At 36.1% G+C, this 19798-nt stretch carries 18 protein-coding genes; 12 read left to right on the top strand and 6 right to left on the bottom strand.

The window, feature by feature from the left end; all coding sequences use genetic code 11:
* Window positions 1-54 precede the first annotated feature (54 nt).
* The 11 genes from M0D58_RS11640 (at window position 55) to M0D58_RS11590 (ending at window position 9460) form a co-directional block, all read left to right on the top strand.
* On the top strand, window positions 55-432 hold the full coding sequence (locus M0D58_RS11640) for a GxxExxY protein (RefSeq protein ID WP_248389414.1): 378 nt from the start codon (window positions 55-57) through the stop codon (window positions 430-432).
* A 144-nt stretch (window positions 433-576) separates the two neighbouring features.
* Window positions 577-1536 carry a cell division protein FtsQ/DivIB gene (locus tag M0D58_RS11635; protein ID WP_248389413.1) on the top strand — a complete coding sequence of 320 codons (960 nt, stop codon included), beginning with the start codon at window positions 577-579 and terminating at the stop codon, window positions 1534-1536.
* Between the two features lie 21 nt (window positions 1537-1557).
* A complete protein-coding gene (gene ftsA / locus M0D58_RS11630) occupies window positions 1558-2946 on the top strand; it encodes a cell division protein FtsA (protein ID WP_248389412.1) in 1389 nt (462 codons plus the stop codon).
* 84 nt (window positions 2947-3030) lie between these two features.
* A complete protein-coding gene (gene ftsZ, locus M0D58_RS11625; protein WP_248389411.1) occupies window positions 3031-4926 on the top strand; it encodes a cell division protein FtsZ in 1896 nt (631 codons plus the stop codon).
* Between the two features lie 90 nt (window positions 4927-5016).
* Window positions 5017-5463, top strand: coding sequence for a GatB/YqeY domain-containing protein (locus M0D58_RS11620; RefSeq protein WP_248389410.1), 447 nt, complete (start codon window positions 5017-5019; stop codon window positions 5461-5463).
* A gap of 513 nt (window positions 5464-5976) precedes the next feature.
* Entirely contained in the window at window positions 5977-6555 is a 579-nt protein-coding gene (ybiA, locus tag M0D58_RS11615) for a riboflavin biosynthesis intermediates N-glycosidase (RefSeq protein ID WP_248389409.1), read from the top strand.
* Between the two features lie 116 nt (window positions 6556-6671).
* Window positions 6672-7190 carry an O-acetyl-ADP-ribose deacetylase gene (locus tag M0D58_RS11610; protein WP_248389408.1) on the top strand — a complete coding sequence of 173 codons (519 nt, stop codon included), beginning with the start codon at window positions 6672-6674 and terminating at the stop codon, window positions 7188-7190.
* Between the two features lie 99 nt (window positions 7191-7289).
* Entirely contained in the window at window positions 7290-7976 is a 687-nt protein-coding gene (locus M0D58_RS11605) for an SIR2 family NAD-dependent protein deacylase (protein ID WP_248389406.1), read from the top strand.
* Window positions 7976-8296, top strand: coding sequence for an ADP-ribosylglycohydrolase family protein (locus M0D58_RS11600; protein WP_248389404.1), 321 nt, complete (start codon window positions 7976-7978; stop codon window positions 8294-8296). Before M0D58_RS11605 ends, M0D58_RS11600 begins: the two co-directional genes overlap by 1 nt.
* Window positions 8215-8934: an ADP-ribosylglycohydrolase family protein gene (locus tag M0D58_RS11595; RefSeq protein ID WP_248389402.1), complete on the top strand. Its 720-nt coding sequence runs from the start codon at window positions 8215-8217 to the stop codon at window positions 8932-8934. The genes M0D58_RS11600 and M0D58_RS11595 overlap by 82 nt, the downstream gene beginning before the upstream one ends.
* Window positions 8918-9460 carry an RNA 2'-phosphotransferase gene (locus M0D58_RS11590; RefSeq protein WP_248389400.1) on the top strand — a complete coding sequence of 181 codons (543 nt, stop codon included), beginning with the start codon at window positions 8918-8920 and terminating at the stop codon, window positions 9458-9460. The genes M0D58_RS11595 and M0D58_RS11590 overlap by 17 nt, the downstream gene beginning before the upstream one ends.
* A 53-nt stretch (window positions 9461-9513) precedes the next feature.
* Here M0D58_RS11590 and M0D58_RS11585 read toward each other — a convergent pair whose 3' ends face one another.
* Complete coding sequence (locus M0D58_RS11585; RefSeq protein WP_248389398.1) at window positions 9514-10395, bottom strand: cupin-like domain-containing protein; 882 nt, start codon at window positions 10393-10395, stop codon at window positions 9514-9516.
* 557 nt (window positions 10396-10952) lie between these two features.
* Here M0D58_RS11585 and M0D58_RS11580 point away from each other — a divergent pair.
* On the top strand, window positions 10953-13667 hold the full coding sequence (locus M0D58_RS11580) for a carboxypeptidase-like regulatory domain-containing protein (protein WP_248389396.1): 2715 nt from the start codon (window positions 10953-10955) through the stop codon (window positions 13665-13667).
* A gap of 51 nt (window positions 13668-13718) precedes the next feature.
* On the opposite strand, the gene M0D58_RS11575 is transcribed toward M0D58_RS11580, so the two are convergent.
* From M0D58_RS11575 to M0D58_RS11555, 5 genes are all read right to left on the bottom strand, one after another.
* On the bottom strand, window positions 13719-15131 hold the full coding sequence (locus tag M0D58_RS11575) for a sensor histidine kinase (RefSeq protein WP_248389395.1): 1413 nt from the start codon (window positions 15129-15131) through the stop codon (window positions 13719-13721).
* Between the two features lie 3 nt (window positions 15132-15134).
* Window positions 15135-15842 carry a response regulator transcription factor gene (locus M0D58_RS11570; RefSeq protein ID WP_248389394.1) on the bottom strand — a complete coding sequence of 236 codons (708 nt, stop codon included), beginning with the start codon at window positions 15840-15842 and terminating at the stop codon, window positions 15135-15137.
* Window positions 15843-16676: 834 nt separating this feature from the next.
* On the bottom strand, window positions 16677-17162 hold the full coding sequence (locus tag M0D58_RS11565; RefSeq protein WP_248389393.1) for a hypothetical protein: 486 nt from the start codon (window positions 17160-17162) through the stop codon (window positions 16677-16679).
* Window positions 17126-17683: a hypothetical protein gene (locus M0D58_RS11560; protein ID WP_248389392.1), complete on the bottom strand. Its 558-nt coding sequence runs from the start codon at window positions 17681-17683 to the stop codon at window positions 17126-17128. The genes M0D58_RS11565 and M0D58_RS11560 overlap by 37 nt, the downstream gene beginning before the upstream one ends.
* Window positions 17664-19793: a M23 family metallopeptidase gene (locus tag M0D58_RS11555; protein WP_248389384.1), complete on the bottom strand. Its 2130-nt coding sequence runs from the start codon at window positions 19791-19793 to the stop codon at window positions 17664-17666. The genes M0D58_RS11560 and M0D58_RS11555 overlap by 20 nt, the downstream gene beginning before the upstream one ends.
* Window positions 19794-19798: the final 5 nt, after the last annotated feature.

Here is a 19798-nt window from a genome sequence, read left to right as displayed (position 1 = left end):
GTTTCACTTAGCAAATGATAACTGGAAATATCATTTAGGAATAAAAAACACAAGATGACAGAAAATGAAATATCAAATGTAGTTTTTGATGCAGGGATGAAAGTGCATCGAAAACTTGGAATAGGAATCTATGAAAATGTGTATGAGCAATGCTTAATCTACGAATTGAAAAATAGTGGACTTAGGATTGAGAGTCAAAAAGATATCAGTATCAATTATGAAGATTTGCTAATTGAGAAAGCATTCAGAACGGATTTGGTGATTGAGAATAAAGTTATTATTGAAATAAAAGCTGCTCCGGAAATTAATACGTATCATTTCTTTCAGCTTCTTAACTATTTAAGAATTACAGAAATGAAATTGGGGATGATTTTAAATTTTCATTCTAGCTTATTTAAAAACGGAGTAAAAAGAGTAGTAAATAAATTATAAAGCTTGGTTTAAATACCATAATAAAAGTATAAAAAGCATAATGTTTTCAGCTAACATTCGCTGAGTGAAACGCCCTTGCGAGCAAAAAAGTAACAAATAATAATAGAAAAAAGCCTTGCGAGCTTAGCGTTAAAAAATTTAAAAATGAAAAATAAATACAGAATATTAAAAATTGCCATTACAGTAATCATTCTAGGGTTTCTGCTGAGTTTCTCATTGAAGAAATTCAGTGGACAGAAGATTACGGACAATAAAATTTCTGTAAAAATGAGTGAGAAAACACCAGTTTATTTTATTGATGAAAAAGATATCCGGGAAATTGTAAAAAAAGAAAACCCTTCCGGAAAAGTGGGGGATCTTAATATTCCTGCCCTGGAAAAGAAGATCAATGCCCTTCCTGCTGTAGACAGCGCTAATGTATACCTTAATCTGAACGGGAAACTGAACCTGGATATCAAGCAAAGGGTTCCTGTTTTCAGGCTTAATAAAAATGGACGTGACTTTTATGTAGACGAAAAAGGAATAGAATTTCCCATTTCTAAAACATACTCTCATCCGTGCATGCTGGTAACGGGAGATGTACAGAAGGACGAATACCGGAAACTCGCGGAATTGGTAGAAAAGATCGATAAAGATGATTTCAGTAAGAAATATTTCATCGGCATTTCAAAAGATAACGGCGACTACAATTTGCTCACCAGCGAAGGTAATTATAAAGTAGAAATCGGAGATCTGGACAATATTGAATTTAAAGTAAAAGGTTTTAAAACCTTTGTAGAAAAATATCTTGTTTATCAGGATCCCGAAAAATACAAAATGGTATCGGTAAAATATCAGAACCAGATTGTCACCACTTTAAATCCTTATTTTAAAGAAAATGACAGTATTCTGAATGTAAGAAATAAAGAACTGGCAAAAGCTTCATTAGTTCCGGTAAAGAAAGCCGACGATAAGCCCAAACCGGCAGAAATAAAAAAGACTAACCAACCAACTTCCTCTTCATTAAAACCAAAAACAGTAACCAAGCCAAAAGAAATAAAAAAAACAGAGAAGAAATCTACGGCAGCAAAGCCGAAAACAAAGGCGAAAATTAAAATAGAATAAAAAATCAAATCGATATAAACAATGGAAAATCAAGAGTATTCAGTAGGTCTGGACATCGGGACGACGAAAATCGTCGCGATTGTCGGAAGGAGGAATGCACACGGGAAAATAGAAGTTCTCGGTGTAGGGAAGGCTAAGAGTCTTGGTGTTCACAAAGGTATTGTGAATAATATTTCACAAACCATTAATTCAATCAAAGCTGCTGTGTCTGAAGCACAGTCCAGCGCAGGAGTTCCTATCCGTAAAGTAACGGTAGGGATTGCAGGAAAACACATCCGTTCTCTGCAGCACTCTGATTATATTATGCGTGAACATCCGGACAAATTCATCACAGATGATGACATTGAAGCATTAAAAGATCAGGTCAAGAAGCTGGTCATGCTTCCCGGTGAAGAAATAATCCATGTACTTCCCCAGGAATATAAAGTAGACTCCGAAGGAGAAATTCAAGAGCCGATCGGTATGCACGGAAAACGTCTGGAAGCCAACTTCCACGTAGTGGTAGGACAGATGGGAAGCATCCGTAACATTGCACGATGTGTACGCGAGGCGGGACTCGAAATGGAAGCCCTTACCCTGGAACCATTGGCATCTTCAGAAGCCGTATTAACCAAAGAAGAAAAAGAAGCAGGAGTAGCCATCGTAGACATCGGGGGCGGAACTACCGACATCGCTATTTTTAAAGACAATATTATTCGTCACACCTGTGTAATTCCTTACGGTGGCGGAATAATTACCGAAGATATTAAAGAAGGCTGTTCTATCATCGAAAAGCATGCAGAACAGTTAAAAGTAAAATTCGGTTCAGCAGTTCCTGAACTTGAAAAAGACAGTACCTACGTAACCATTCCGGGGCTTCACGGCAGACCGGATAAAGAGATTTCACTCAAAACTTTGGCACAAATCATTAATGCTAGAGTAGAAGAAATCCTGGAAATGGTGAATACGGAACTTAAAGCGTACGGAGCATTCGAACAGAAGAAAAAACTTATTGCAGGAATCGTGCTTACAGGAGGCGGGTCCAACCTTAAGCATCTGCGTCAGCTGGCGAACTATACCACAGGATTTGACAGCAGAATCGGTTTTGCTAACGAATACATAGCGAATGATAAAAATCAGTATCTTAAAGGACCTGAATTTGCAACTTCCATCGGGTTATTAATGGAAAGTTTAAAGATCAGGGATAAAAAACAGAATGCTGAACTCCAGGAACCTGAACAGCCTGCCGAAACAAAGACCGAGACACAGTCTCCCGCAGCAGAAACGGCTCAGGAGAACATCGTACAGCAGCCTGAAATTGCACAACCCGAGCATACAGTAAGCGAGCAGCAGTCTAAAAGAGCAGCAAAACTGACTTTCGGGCAGTCGCTCATGGAAAAAGTAAAAAAATTCTTTGAAGAAGTAGAATAAAATATAAATGATAAAATGATAAGCGATAATGATCTTTTCCTTGTCATTGATCATCAATCAATTATCAATTATAAAAGTATAGTTATGGAAAATATAGGGACACAGGGGTTTTCATTTGATTTGCCAAAAGGAAATTCATCAATAATAAAAGTGATTGGTGTTGGAGGTGGCGGAAACAACGCACTGAAACACATGTACGAAAAAGGGATTCACGGGGTAGACTTCGTGATCTGCAATACAGATGCCCAGACTTTGGATAATAATCCGGTTGCCAATAAAGTGCAGCTGGGAACAACGATTACAGAAGGACTCGGAGCAGGTGCCGATCCTGAAGTAGGAGAAAAATCAGCTATCGAAAGTATCGAGGATATCAAAGCGGCTATGGGCCAGAATACAAAAATGGTATTTATCACTGCCGGAATGGGTGGCGGTACAGGTACCGGTGCTGCTCCCGTAATTGCCAAAGTGGCAAAAGATATGGGAATCCTTACGGTAGGTATCGTTACCGTTCCTTTCAGCTTTGAAGGTAAAAGAAGACTGGAGCAGGCGGAAAATGGTCTTGATAAATTAAGAAATAATGTAGATTCCCTTATTGTTATCAATAATGATAAACTCAGACAGCAGTTCGGAAATCTTGGCTTCAAACAAGGATTCTCAAAAGCCGATGAGGTATTGACCAATGCAGCCAAAGGCATGGCCGAGGTAATCACCGGATACTTTGATGTAAATATTGACTTTAGAGATGCTAAATCCGTGCTTCAGAACTCTGGAACGGCATTGATGTCTACCGGAGTTGCTTCAGGTGAAAATAAAGCCGAAGAAGCCGTTAAAAAAGCATTGGATTCACCATTGTTGAATGATAATAAAATTACCGGCGCTAAAAACGTTCTTTTATTGATCCGAAGCGGTGTGGAAGAAGTAACAATGGATGAGATCGGGGTAATTATGGATCATATTCAAAAAGAAGCCGGAAATACCGCAGATATCATTTTCGGGGTGGGTTCTGATGAAGAATTGGGTGACTCTGTAAGCGTTCTTGTAATCGCCACAGGTTTTTCAAATGATAATAAAAAATTTTCCGGGCCTACAGAGAAAATCAAGATCAGTCTGAACGACAGCTTTGATACACCGAAAGAATCTCCATTCAAAACAAGACAGGAAAGAGAAGACGCACCGGAGCAGTCTTACGATTTTGGAGGGAAAAGCCTTTTCAGACTTGATGACGAAGATAATGATGCTCCATTCTTCAGTTCATCTTCTGAAAAAAAAATGATCATTGAAGAAGAACCTGCCAGAACTGAAATAAAATTCACTGACAGAGAGGAAGATACGGTTCATACCCCGGAACACAACTGGAGAAACGAAGAAGAAGAGTCTTTCAGCCTGTTTTCTCTTGATGAAGAACCGGAAGATCCGAATGATCTTGAAATAGAGTCTTTCAAATTTGATTTTGATCAGAAAAAAGAGGAGCCGCAAGCAGGAAATGCTTCAGCCAGATCGTATTCTGAAGAAAAACCTGTTGAGTTCAGCTTTTTTGTAAATGAATCAAAAAATACGGATCCAAAATCTGATTTCGGGCCGAAAGCGGAATTTACTTCTTCAACCGAGGTAAACCAGCTTACGGAAGAGCCTCTTCAGAAAGTTGAGCATTTCTTTCAGCATCTGAAAGAAGAACCTGTTGCAGAAACTCAACCTGAAACACAGGCGCCTAAACCCGCAGAAGAAGAATTCACCTTCGTGAATAAAACAGTTGATCAGGAAAGAGTAATGGAACGCAGAAATAAATTGAAAGAGTTTAATTCTCGTTACCAGAGCTTCGACAGTTCCAGCGAGTTTGAATCGGTTCCGGCATTTAAAAGAAAGAATATCTCTATCGAAGGAACCAATGCTTCAGAACAGAATATCAACACTTATCTGTCTGAAAACAATGGAAACATGCAGATCAGAGAAAACAGATTTTTGAATAAAGACGTAGATTAATTGCTACTGGCGATTGGCTTCTTGCAAATGGCTCTAAAGTCAGGTTTAAGAGCCAGCAGCTAATTGCCAGCAGCTAAATGCCAAAATAAAATGAGTTTAGAAAACACCATAAATGAAGCGATAAAAACGGCTATGAGAGCGAAAGACAAAGTTGCTTTGGATTCTCTTCGTGCCGTAAAATCTCAAATATTATTGCTTAAAACAGAAGCCAGAGGAGCAGAAGTTACCGCAGAGCAGGAAATTGCCATTCTTCAGAGAATGGTAAAGCAGCGTAAAGATTCTTCAGAACAGTTTACTGCACAGGGAAGAAATGATCTTGCGGAAGTAGAAGAAGCCCAGATGAAGATAATTGAGCAGTTTCTTCCGAAACAGCTTTCTGCAGAAGAGCTGGAAGCAGAAATGAAAAACATTATCGCCGAAACCGGTGCCGAATCTATGAAAGATTTGGGAAAAGTAATGGGAATAGCATCTAAATCCTTAGCCGGAAAATCCGACGGAAAAAGTATTTCCGAGATGGCTAAAAAGCTGCTTTCTTAGGTATTGATTTTTTGAGTTGATATAGTATCAGCTACAACCAAAAAGATCAATTTTTATAAGGATATTCAACCTTTGCACATCGATTTGATTAAGAAGCCCGGAACCTTTCCAGTTCCGGGCTTCATTTATTTTTCTCCTTAGGAATAGCTCAACTCATAAGAATTGAACAATTAATTCTGAGGGAATTGGTTAAATACTTTTTTTCATGGTATTGTTTTCAGAATCTGGATCAAAGATAATTGTTTTTTAATAATCAATATCAACAAATGGTATATTTTAATTTAAAAACATATTTTGTATTTTACATTATATTAATTGTTGTTTTACGGGAAATATTACTCTTATTCTTTTCTGTTCTCTTGATCATTCGAATTACTTTTTTATATTAAAATATATTCTGATGAAATTTACATATTGAAAATCAAATATTTATATTTTTAGCGTAAAATAAACACAAATAAATTTGGAGCTTCAACTTTCGTTTTACTAAATTTGTGTAATAATAACGCAATCATGACCTATACATTAGAAAGCATTGTCGATCGTTTTAACAAAAATGAAAATCTTGAATTTTTATTCTTTTGGGGGCATACTGTTAAAGATGAAATTACCAAGGCTTGCTTTAGTCAGTGGTTTCCTTTACAATTCAGAGAAGAAGAGGTTATATATAAAACCGCCGAGCATTACATGATGGCAGGAAAGGCAAAATTATTCAATGATACTGAAATTTTAGAAAAGATTTTAAACTCTGAAACTCCAAACCTGGCAAAAAGTTTAGGAAGAAAAATCAGAAATTTTAATCCTGAAATCTGGGATGAACATAAATACCATATTGTGAAGCAGGGAAATCTACTAAAATTTTCACAAAATGAAACGTTCAAAGAATTCCTGCTCTCAACCGGGGATAAGATATTGGTTGAAGCAAGTCCTTACGATACCATTTGGGGAATCGGAATGTTGGAAACAGATCCTAAAGCTAAAAATCCGGCACAATGGAATGGCGAAAATCTTCTGGGATTTGCATTAATGGAAGTAAGAGAGGAACTAAGAATAAACAAGAACTGTAAACAATATCGAAAGTGTCTGATCTGAATAATGAGATGTAATTAGCTTACATTGACGTACTTAAAAGCAGTTAGTGTAAAGTGATCTTCGCAGACCTTATTTATATTTAAATTACAAGAGCAATCAAACTCAATAAATAAAACATGAAAATTGAATTAATAAAAGGCGACATCACCAAAATTGAAGCAGATGCTATCGTAAACGCTGCCAATTCTTCATTATTAGGCGGAGGCGGAGTTGACGGGGCCATTCATCGTGCCGGAGGAAAACAAATTTTAGAAGAATGTATTCAGATCAGAAACCAACAGGGTAAATGCAATACCGGTGAAGCTTTTGTGACCACTGCGGGAAATCTTCCTGCAAAATATGTCATTCATACCGTTGGCCCGGTCTGGGATGGAGATGAGGAAAAATGTTCAAAATTATTGGCAAATTGCTATAAAAATTCTTTGATATTAGCAGAAAGCCTTGGTGTAAAAACCATTGCTTTTCCTAACATCAGTACCGGAGTTTACAGATTTCCAAAGGAACTCGCAGGCAAAATTGCAACTGAGGAGGTAAAAAATTTCAAATCAGAAATTCTGGAAGAAGTAATCTTCGTTTGTTTTGATGAGGAAAATGAGGAAATTTATAGAACATTGTTAAAGAATATTACAGACTAAAGTCTTTGTAAGCTTTGTTAAATAGAACACTTTTGCGAACTTAAACCATTAGCAGTAAATAAAATCTTTGCGAGCTTTGTGTTTAAAAATAAAAAACCAATGAAAAAACTAACCATATTAACCGGTGCCGGAATCAGTGCCGAAAGCGGAATAAAAACCTTCAGAGACGGAGATGGTCTCTGGGAAAATCATAGCATCACAGATGTAGCATGTCCTGAAGGATGGCAAAAAGACAGAGCATTAGTCCTGGAATTTTACAACCAGAGACGCCGGCAGCTTCATGAGGTAGAGCCTAATGAAGCACACCGGTTATTAGCAGAACTGGAACAATATTTCGATGTTCAGATCATAACTCAGAATATTGATGACCTTCACGAAAGAGCAGGTTCCACGAATATTTTACATCTTCACGGCGAGTTATTTAAATCCTGCTCATGCAATGATAAAACCCTAATCTCCGAACAGAAAAGCGACATTAATATTGGTGATAAAGCGGAAGACGGGGCACAATTACGGCCGTTTATCGTTTGGTTCGGGGAAGATGTCCCTCTGATGAGGGAAGCTACAAAAATGGCTAGAGAATCTGATATTTTTCTGGTCATCGGAACTTCGTTACAGGTTTATCCGGCAGCCGGGCTGATTCATGATATTAAAGATGCCTGCCTTTTAATAGTGATTAACCCTAATGAAACCGGTTTTGGGTACGGACAAAGAGCTGTTGTGATGAAAGAGACTGCAACACAGGGCATGAAACTGTTGTTTGATAAATTGATAAATCTTGCCTGATGGACAATAAGGTAAAAGCGGGAATTTTCGGGGTTTGTGTGGGTGATGCGCTTGGTGTTCCGGTGGAATTCACTAGTAGGGAAATTTTAAAAAGATTTCCCGTTGAAAATATGCGGGAATTCGGATCATGGAACCAACCGAAAGGAACATGGAGCGACGACAGTTCATTAACTCTTTGCATTGCAGATGAACTTACAAAAAGTTATGATTTGGAAAAGATCGGACAAAGCTTCGTAAAGTGGGTAAATACGGACATTGGACCGCTCACGGAAGATTGTTTGATATCGGGGGAACAACAAGGCACTCCATTGCTAGGTTAATAAAAGGAGAAAACGTAAAATTTTCGGGAAATATTTTTGAAGAAGATAATGGAAATGGTTCTTTAATGAGAACCCTCCCTTTGGCTTTCTATCTTAAAGACGAAGAAAATATTGAAAAATTGTATCAGAAGGTAAAAGAAGTTTCTTCAATCACGCACGGACATTTTCGTTCGGTGTTTGCCTGTTTCGTTTATGTGATTTTTGCCATTGAATTAATCAAAGGAAAAAGTAAGGCTGAAGCTTATCACCATACACAGAAAACAGCTTTGGAACTTAAAGAAATTCAAGGCTTTAACCCTAAAGAAATCCAACTTTTTGACAGAATTTTGAAAGATGATATTTCAAAATTTCCCGAAGATTCTATCAGTTCAGGTGGTTATGTCGTCCATAGTTTAGAAGCATCATTATGGTGTTTTCTTAATTCTGAAAATTATTCCGAAGCGGTTTTAAAAGCCGTTAATTTAGGCGAAGATACCGACACCACAGGAGCCATCACCGGTGGAATTGCCGGAATTTATTACGGTTTTGAAAATATTCCAAAAGATTGGGTTGATATGTTGGCAAGAAAGAAAGATATTGAAAAGCTCTGCGAAAAATTAGAAGAAAAATTAAATAACAGTAATGAACGAAAAACATAATAAAAAAATAAGCAAATTCCTAAGTCTGGTATTAAGACATCAACCTGGAATCATTAACCTGAACCTGGATGAAAATGGATGGGCAGATGTAAAAGAACTGCAGGAAAAATGCGCGAATAACAATATCCTTTTTACCCTTGATGAGCTTGATGAAGTGGTAGAAACCAATGATAAGAAACGTTTTATTTTTAATGAGGATAAAACTAAAATAAGAGCGAGCCAGGGACATTCCATTGCTGTTGATCTTGCATTGAAACCTCAGCAGCCACCGGAATTTCTATACCACGGAACGGCGCAAAATAATTTGGATTCTATTTTAGAAAAAGGTATTGAAAAAAGAAGCCGACAGCATGTGCATTTAAGCAGCAGCAAAGATACAGCCGAAAAAGTCGGAATGCGCCACGGAAAGCCTGTTCTTCTTACCATCATGACAGGAAAGATGCATGCAGACGGAATTCTATTTTATCTTTCAGAAAATAAGGTCTGGCTTACCGACTTTGTTGATCCTCAATATATAAAATATTAAATAATAGATAAAAAATAAGAGACTGTCTATTAAGGCAGTCTCTTTTAAGTTGTCTATTTGGGCAATCCTCTTTTCAAGGCGATTTCGGCTCTTTTAACGGCCACCTTCTCTTTCCAGTCCATGTATTTCTTCTTGAAGTTTTTCTTCATCACATCATCAAATTTCCTTTGTACCGTAAGATTCCACAAAGAATGTGCTTTCACAGCCCAGGATTTGTCCCATGCTCTCAGGGAAATGGAGAAACTTCCATCCAGATACTTCATCCAGTGCCACCATCCGGTTGGCATAAACAAAGTGTCGCCATGTTCAAGGAAACATTCTATGCCTTCTACTCCATCCAGTGCAGGAAATTTTGTAAAATCGGGATTTTCGATATCATAATCTTCAAGTGCATAGGTAGCATAAGGGATTTTATAAAGCCTTTCTTTCCACTTGTAATCAAAAAGAAGAATATGTTTTCTTCCGTTGAAATGGGTATGGAAAATATGCGCCATATCGATATCATAGTGAAGGAATGTTACAGATCCTTTTCCACCGAAAAACATGGAGGGATATTTGTCCAGGAAACCGCCCATCAGATCTTTAGGGGAAATATAATCTGCCAGTAATTTTTTGGCGTGCTTGATAGGATCGAAAAAGAAAATTCTGAGATCTGTAGGTTCTCTCTGGATAAGATCCACATAATCTGTAAACTTCATTTTTGCGGCAGATGCGTTAATGGGAGCGGCGGGATCAGCCTTGCTGCTGTCATATAACGGAACCTCTACATCTCCTACTACTTCCTTCATGTAATCCATGGTCCATTTTTGATAAGCAGGCCACTTTCTCGCCATATTCTTAATCACCACAGGTTTTCTGGGCTTAAGATATTTTTCAATGAACTCTTCTCTTGTAATGTCATCTACAATATCAATAGGCTTTAAATTGATTCCCATTTGTTTAAAATTTAATGTTACAAAATTATTAAATAAAAATATATGTTAACAGATTTAAGCTTTTTTTAATCTATGATTCAAATCATTTTTACCTATTTATTCTAAATAAAATTTTCTTACAATGAAATACCCTGTAAAGTTTACAGGGTATCAAAACACAATAATGAACAAAAAAGATCCATCTAGTGCTAATATAAAAACTTTATCCGATAAAGCTAATTCATAAAAAGTTAATAAAATATGATTAAAACATTTATTTAAAAAATAATTTCCTATTACAACAAATTATTGATAAACTCATAAAACGAGAATCCTATTTTAAATTAAATTTTTTCTTAAAAAAAATTAATCCTTCCCATTCAATTTCCAGTTTTTAATATAATAAATGAGTGCAAAACAAAAATTTCTTGCTGAAACACAATTAAATTCATATTCAAAAGAAATTATCACTAATTTTGTAGTGATAAATGTTTTTTTAACCTTTCTCATTTATATCAATCTTTCTTATTGTGTAACAAAAAGCTTTAACGACTAACTAATAGCATAAATAGTAAATTATGAAATTGAAAATTACTTTATTCGTCATGATTTTTTTCTCCGTTCTTTCTTTCGCACAGAAAACTGTTTCGGGAAAAATTACGGATGAAGACGGCCAGGCAATTCCCAGCGCCAGTGTTACCATAGAAGAACCGGGCAAAGATGCCATCCTTGCTTATGCAATTACCAATTCCAAGGGAGAGTACAAAGTAACTTTCACCTCTTCGGAGTCTAATGTAGACCTGAAGGTAAAGGCATTCAATCAAAGACCGTTAACAAAGCAGATCAGCAACAGCGATCAGACTGCAAACTTCAAAATGCAGGGCGAGGCTACGGAAATCAAAGAAGTGCAGCTAAAAACAAGGATGATTACGGCAAGAGGTGATACCATCTCCTATGACCTTAAAGCCTTTGACAGTAAAAGCGACAGAACACTTGCTGATGTAATGAAAAAAATTCCGGGCATAGAAGTGAATACGGATGGAACCATCCTTTATCAGGGTAATGCCATCAATAAGTTCTACGTTAACGGAAAAGACCTTATGGAAGGCGGCTACGGAACGATCAACAACTCGCTTCCGAAAGATGCCGTACAAAAAGTTGAAGTCCTTGAAAATCATCAGCCTGTAAAAATCCTTCAGGATAAAGTGCCTTCGGATCAGGCAGCGATCAACATCAAACTTAAAAATTCCGTTACCATGACAGGAAGAGGCGAAGTAGGAACAGGTTTTGGAGATCCGTGGCTCTGGAACGTTAAGCTTACGCCGATGTTCTTCGGACAGAAGAGCCAGTGGGTAGTCAACTACAAGACCAATAATATGGGAGAGCAGGTGGAAAATGAAGGAAATATTCTTGCGTTCGGAAACAGGTTTGAGGGAAGAAGAATTAATGCCTCCCAGAATGACTGGCTGAATGTGGAAAATGCAAGCACGCCTAATCTTCCGGTAAAAAGGTATCTGATGAATAATGTTCATTATTTGTCTGCCAATTATCTTACCAATATTGACAAGAAAAAAGAATGGGAACTGAAAGCCAATGCCAACTACACGAATAATGCAGTGGAAAGAGAATCTTACAGCAGAACAGATTATTTTGCCACAACAGATGAACCTGCGTCTACTGTTACCCAAAATATATTTAATAACTTTTATACCGATAAAGCGAAAGGAGAGCTGATATTTACGAAAAATGCTAAAAAAGGGTTCTTTAAAAATACCACCAGCTTCTCACAATTCTGGAATGCAGATAGAGGAATTGCAGACAGAACAAATTCTTTGACGAATTCTAACAGACATGGTGAGGAAGCTATTGAATCTCCTACAACATCTTTCCAGAATTCATTAAGTACGATTGTTCCATGGAAAGAAAAAATGGTAAATGTTTTATCATTTATTAATTATCAGACAGACAGGCAGACTCTTGAAGTTTCGCCGGCATCCTATCTTGAAATACCTGGCTTTTTTACCCCTTCAGGAAACGGTGTTGTAAGACAGAGCCTGAGACTGAAAACATTTGAAGCCAACCACTCTGCCAATATCGGCTTTTCTACAAAAGGATGGACGTTTACTCCGGAAATAGGATTCAATTTTAAAACAACAGATCTTGTATCTGATCTTTCAAATATAATAACGGTTCCGTCTTCTGATACTACTCCGCTTTCAGCATATAGTAATGACCTTACTTATACCACTGCAACTCCTTACGGAAGTGTTGGGGTGAATTATAAAAATGATTCCTGGATGGTGTATGCCAACTTCCCGGTAAACTCCAATAATATTAAAGCTGAAGATCCTTTAAGATTGGTATCGAAAACCGTAAACAAAGTAACTTTTGAACCCAATGTTTTTGCACAATATACATTTGCATCTTTCTGGAAGGCTTCTGTAAATGCCAATATCAATAATAACTTTGGTGAAGTTAATACCGCTTATTCCGGATTCCTGATGACTTCTCCAAACGGAATTAACGCAATGGCTGCCAATAACCCTATTCCTCAGAATAATACAAAATCTGCAGGAACAAGAATTGAATATAGAAATCCGCTGAACAACTTATTCTTTAACGTGAATTACAGATTTTCGGATGCCAAAAGAAATCTTATTTCGTCTCCGATAAGAAATAATTCGGGTTATACCATCATGCAATACATAGAGCAGGAAAATCATGTACTGAATAACGGATACAGCACTGAAGTTGGTAAATATTTCCCGAAATTTAAAACAAATGCTTCATTAAGCTACAGCAACAATACTTCGAAATCCGACGCTTATCAGAACGGGTTTGCCTATACCAGCAGAAATAATTCTCAGTCTTACGGATTTAAATTCAACAATACCTACTTCAGCTGGATGAGTATTGATTATAATTTTAATATCTCAAAGACAAAACAAGTAAGTAAAAGTAATACACCTCAGCTGAATAATGAAAACTCCAGAAGCGGATATAATCACAACTTAGGTGTTTTCTTCTATCCGATTGAGAATCATACGATAGGATTTAATTGGGATCAGGTGAATACAAGTGCTCTTGATCAAAAATATACTAACGGATTCTTTGATGTTTCCTACCAGTTTACATGGGCTAAAAAGAAAATTGATTTTGAACTGAAGTGGATGAATATAGCCAATAAAAAAGTATTTGAAACTTACGATATCAATCCGCAAAGTATTTCTTACACAAGAATACAGTTGAGGCCAAGCCAGGTAATGTTTACCGTAAAATTCAACTTTAAATAAAAAAATAAAACCAATCTTAATGAGATTGGTTTTTTTATGATTAGAAGGCTCTCAGCTTTCCCTTTCATTTTCCTGCAAGGTGCTGTAAAAATTCGGGAAGCGCAGCTGTACGGTTGTTCCTTGGTTTTCGTAGGAACTTACAATCAATTCACCATGATGCATTCTGACGATGTTTCTGGCTAAAGGAAGCCCTATTCCGTACCCTTCATAATTCTTTGTATTGGAGGCTCTGAAAAAAGGATCATAGATTTTATTCATCTCTTTCTGCGGAATACCGATTCCGTTATCTTTAACGATAATATAAACATCATTATCAGTAGCACCCAGAGATACTTTTACCTGCTGGAAATTCGAATATTTACATCCGTTCTGGATAATATTGGTAACTGCAAGATGAAGCAGCTGTTCGTTCCCCTGAACCTTTAACTTTTTAGGATTATCGGGCAGCATGCTTATATCGAGAAAAATATTGTTTCTTACATCAATTCTCCGTAAAGTTTCGATAACATCCCAGAGCAGCTGATCCATCCGTACTTTATCCATTTTCTGGATCTTACCGTCAAATCCTGTTTGTGCGATCATCAGAAGCGCATTAATTTTTTTATCCAGTTTTTCGGCTTCATCAAGGATGATTCCGAGTGTTTCTTTATACTCAGCATTGGTTCTTGAAATCGAAAGCGCCACATCTGCTTCACCCATGATGGAAGTGAGAGGCGTCCTTAATTCATGTGAAACATTTCCGATGAGGTGGTTCTGGGTTTCAAAAGACGTTTCGATACGGTTCAGCATATCATTGAATGTTTCCACCAGCTCGTTCAGCTCTTTATTATCCGGTTGCGGCTCCAAGCGAAGATGAAGGTTTTCGGAACTGATTTCCTTTACCTTTCCTGTAATTTTCAGGATCGGTTTAAACAATGTTTTAGATAAATAAAAAGAAAAAATCATGCTGAAAAACAACGAAAGCACAATACAGGTGATCAATGTTCTCTTCAGGAATCCGAGGTAATATACCACATAATGGTTTTTTGCTGAAGCAATCGCAATATAGCTTTTATTATCATGCCGGAAAGTCTGTCCGATATAATAAAATTCTTTGTCATTGTAATTTGCTTCCCCTTTTCTGACGATATTTTTGAAAAAAGAAGACGGAATATGAATTTCCTGTGAAATTTTATTAAAATTAGAATCTGTGGGAACCGCAAAAACATAGTCTCTTTCCATCGGAAGCTCTTCATCATTCAGACCGTTCAGAATATAGTTTTCGGGAAGATCCAGATTATCTTTGCTTTTTTCTACCTGAATGATGGTGGTGGTGCGGATTTTTAAAAGTTCGTAAAATCGCTGATGAGAAAAATTAACAATAGAAAAATACACCAACCCACTGAACAGCAAAATAATAGCTGTAAAAACCAGCATGAGGAGCACCATTGTTTTGGTCTGATTGGTAATGACTTTATTGAACATCCGCTAGTTTTTTTTTAAAACATATCCCATTCCTATAACGGTATGGATGAGTTTATTATCTTCTTGGCTATCCAGTTTTTTTCTTAGATAATTGACGTAAACATCAACAACGTTTGTTCCGAGTTCGTAATTGACTCCCCAAACCGCATCAAGAATTTCTGCTCTCGAAATTACTTTCTCAGGATTATTAAGAAAATAAAGCAGCAGCTTGTATTCTGTTGAGGTAAGTGAAATCTCCTCTCCGTTTCTTGTTACTTTTTTAGTGTAATCATTAAGGATTAGATCCGAAAACTGATAAACATGTTCCTGACCTGCTTCGGGCTCTTCAATTTCAGCGGTATTTCCATTGGTACTTCTCCTTAAAAGTGATTTTACGCGGGCAACCAATTCAATAAATTTAAATGGTTTTACGAGATAATCATCTCCGCCGCTTTCCAATCCAAGGACAATATTTTCAGATGTTCCGAGTGCCGTTAGAAACAAGATTGGAACATGCTGATTGGTTTTTCTGATCTCTTTGCAGACATCGAGCCCATTCATTTCCGGGAGCATGATATCCAGAATAACGAGATCAAAATCATTGGTCCGTACAAGCTGAACGCCGGTTTTCCCATCAAATGCTACAGAAACTTCATACCCGCTTTCCTGAAGTCCTTTTTTGATAAAGGACACCACACTTGTTTCGTCTTCAATAAGAATAATCTTTTTCATGAGCATAAGGAATTATACAAAAATAGAAAAAAGATTGGGAAGTGTGGGATTTTCGAAGTTTGCGGGAAAGTATTTTGGCCTCTACATTATCCGTGGCATGTTTTTATGGGAATAGTATTCTACTGTTACATAAATTTTAGTTGTTTGGGGATCTGTTTCGCCCTACAAGGCTTTGGTAAAGTAAACTGCAAAACCTCAACTTCCAGATCCGTGCATTCAGCTTGGTGGTTAAGGTATCTATATAGCTTAAGGGGGGGGTACTTTTGAACCCTTTGGAAAAGATTTCTATATTTCAACCAGAGTAGGAATATTCTTGAAACTGCTGAATAAGTAATTGAATTTATAACTAAGTAATTCGATAATGAATATTGGAATTTACAATCTGTATACAGAAATATCAAATTAATCAATTTTCAAAACATTGCAATTTATGTTATAAGTTTTTCTATTACTAATCATACCATCATCACTCCATGTATATCCCATTACTTGATAAGCTCCTGCTGCAGAACTATATACTTTATCTCCATTCTTCTTTGTATAACATAAAACTTTATTTGTGGATGATTACCACATTTTTATTATGGGGTGAATTCGTAAAGTTTCCACCACCAAATAATTTAGTATAACCACTTTCAAAATCATGGGAAATATAAACAATATGATTCTTTTTTGTTTTTTTGTTATATTCTAAAGATTAATTAACTCTCTTGTACTTCCCCTACACGTAAAATCCGCAGCTCTCACTCTAGCTTCACATTCACAAACTTTTTCCTGTTTTGCTCTTCTTACACTTGTTCCAATAAAAATTATATTGCTTCCAGAATACCTTGATTATTTCTCCTTTTTCAAAATATAGGTCTTTTCCTTTCCTTCACTAAAATTTTCGTCTATATATGGGCATAGCCACTTATATTTTTTACCGTCGAAAAAAATTACCCCAAAGTCTTTTGTTTTTTTTAAATGTATTTCGTTTTCTGTATTATCAAGGGCTTCTGAAAAATCTAATTGTAGATTATTATTATTTTCTTTTGATGATAATTTATAAAACTCATATAATTGAAATCCTTCTGCTGAATAAATTATAGAGTTTTCTGATATAGATAGTTTTATCTCGTGAATATTTCTCCAATCTTCACTATTTTCATTAAGTGTCAATGAATATTTTCCATACCAATTAGAAATAGAAGAACCAGCTTCATCTTTGAAAAGGTTCGGAAAATTTGCCTTGAAAAATTCATAATCTGCATAAGGCGGTAAAATAGTTACAGCATTTATTCTTTTTAGATAATTCCATTTATTCTTTTTAGATAATTCCATTTATTCAAATTATTATCGTATAAATAAATCTCCGCTTTAGAATTTTCTTTTAGAAAAACATTTTCTATAGTGCATTCTCCGTTACTGTTTAGATATTCTGGGGAAACAAAATAAGAAAAAATATAATATTTGTCTAAATTGCTTTTTAGAAGTGTACTTATTTTATTTTTATCCTTTCCGAAATTGTAGTTGTTGAAATCTATATTTTTATAGTAATCATTCATCCAAAAATTTAGTATTTTTTTTTCCTTAGGAATAAAATGAACACTGAAATATCCCAAATCTTTACAAGCTAAATACCGAAAAAAAGGGTGATCTGAAATAGTAGATTCATCTATAGCAAGTTCATATCCACCAAAATATCTTTTATCAAAAAAATTTATACTGGAGTTTTTCTTTGTTTGCTCGTTTTTAATAGAAGTTTCTTTGATGATATTTTTCCCTTTTTGAGCATCTCCTTTACAAGAAAATAATAGCATTGCTATTATCAGAAATATAGTTTTATTTAATTGCATTACCATTATTGTCAAATTTAGTTTTCATATAATCCTCAGGTTGTAATCTATTTTTGCCTAAAAAAGTAACTGCTTTTGCACCATCAGCACAAGCTTCAATATGGCAATGCCAATTTTTTTTATCAATCCCATGTCCTTTTACTCCATTTGGAAGACCAGAATAGGAAGCATTGCCTGTAGAGCCGGATAATGCGATTTTTTGACCATGCTGAATTTTATCTCCAACTTTAACATATACTTTATCTAAATGGCAATATAGTATATATATAGTTTTTCCATTTTTATCTTTCGACTTTACATTTATAACATTACCCAATTTAAGATATCCATATTGATTTGTTTTAAATGATGTCACTACAGCTTCAACGATTCCACACATTAAAGAATGAACGGCTTTATATACAGGACCACTTAAAATATCTACTCCTTTATGTCCTCGTTTACTTCTCCCATATCTATTGTTATTTTTACCCCCATTATCACTACTTATTTCAGGATTTTCCCAGACATCTGCATATTCAAAGCACTGTGAACAATCTTTAGGACATATTGAATTATTTTTTTCTTCTTCTTGACTACTACCACAACTAAAATTATTTTCTTTTACAGACAAGCCTTCTGTATATAACTGTTGAGCCACCATTGTAACTTCCCAAACATAAGTATTTCCATCGGGGTCTGTTGGAATTTTTTTCTTAATTTTTCTTCCACTTTTCTCAATTATTTTATATTCCCATTCTCCTTTTTCTTTAAAAAATAAAGGATTATTTCGATATGCAGCTCCATGCAAAACTACATAATCTCTTTCTGAACCATGCCCACATGCTTTCGGGTATAAAACAGCTAAGTATAAGTCCGTTAAAGTTTTGTATTTTTCTTTTTTTGGCATTAAATGTTTATGTACGTAATCCATTTGTTCTATGAAAGACATTTTAACTAATCTTTCTTGTGTAGTTCCAACTGTTTCAGCAGCATCTTTTCCAAATTGGATAAGCCCAACATAACCAATTCCGTTATCTATAGCAGGACTAAATGTTTTTGCTGTCTCTAATGCCATTACGGTCATTAACCAGTTAGGATCAACTTCTAAGTTTTTAGCTACTTCTACAACTTTTTTCCGTTCATTACAACCAATTTTATTTCCCCAAACCAAATCGTACCCTTTACATAGACATTTATCGTCTTCCTTCTTCTCCTGCTTAGCCTCACTCACCACCACCGGGCTTCTTCCCTCCGGTTTCCGAATGGTTGGCCGCTGGTCTTTTTTTATCGTTCCTTTACTTTCGCTCCAATCCCAAAGTTCCCGAAATTGATCATCAATATTTTCCAAAATCCCTCTTTCCTCTTTTTTAGATTTCGGTTTTTGTTCTGCCGGTGAGCCTTTTGCTTTGGAAACGGAAGATATTGGCGGTTTTTTAAATTGTGGTTTTGAACCCTTTAGAAATGGATTGTTGATTTCCACATTATCCGAGGCATGTTTTTTATGGGAATAGTATTCTACTGTTATATAAAATTCTAGTTGTTGGGGATCTGTTTCGCCCTGCATGGCTTTTTGCGTTAAAGCTTTCGACAGGAGAAATTCAGTAGCAGCAATGCCGTTGTGGTCTACTTTTGTTTTTTGAGTGGCAATGGGCGCATTGCTTTTGTTATGTCCGCCTCCCTTTGCATCATCCTCCCAAAGGGTAAAAACAACTTCTTCATCAAACAGATTCACTGTATAAGCTCTTGCCCGCAATTTCTCCATAAAGCTGAACGTATCGCCTCTGGAATCATCCACATAAAACAGTTCTACTTTACTTATTCGCGGTATTTTGTCCCGCCTTGGCGTGATGATCAATCCACCTCCCTCAGGTTTATAAAGATAAGCTTCTAAACGGAAAGTATGTCCTAACGCTTTTTCACCAAATGTGAAATCACCGATTCCCTTTTTCTTAATATGCGTGGTACCAAATTTCCCATTGCTCCTTTTTATGAAAAGTTCCCAGGTAACCTGAGAGGGATCTCTTTCCAAAGCCAATGTATCGGGATACCAACCTGCAATATGATAGGTGTATTTTTCTCCCACTACAGGAGATGTGTTTCCGGAAACTGCCGAAACGCCTTTTTTATTCATCATCCTGT

This window comes from Chryseobacterium nepalense (genome assembly GCF_023195755.1).
GTDB classification, from domain to species: Bacteria; Bacteroidota; Bacteroidia; order Flavobacteriales; family Weeksellaceae; genus Chryseobacterium; species Chryseobacterium nepalense.
The sequence above is the reverse complement of the archived record's forward strand: the minus strand, read 5'-3'. Positions and strand labels throughout refer to the sequence as shown.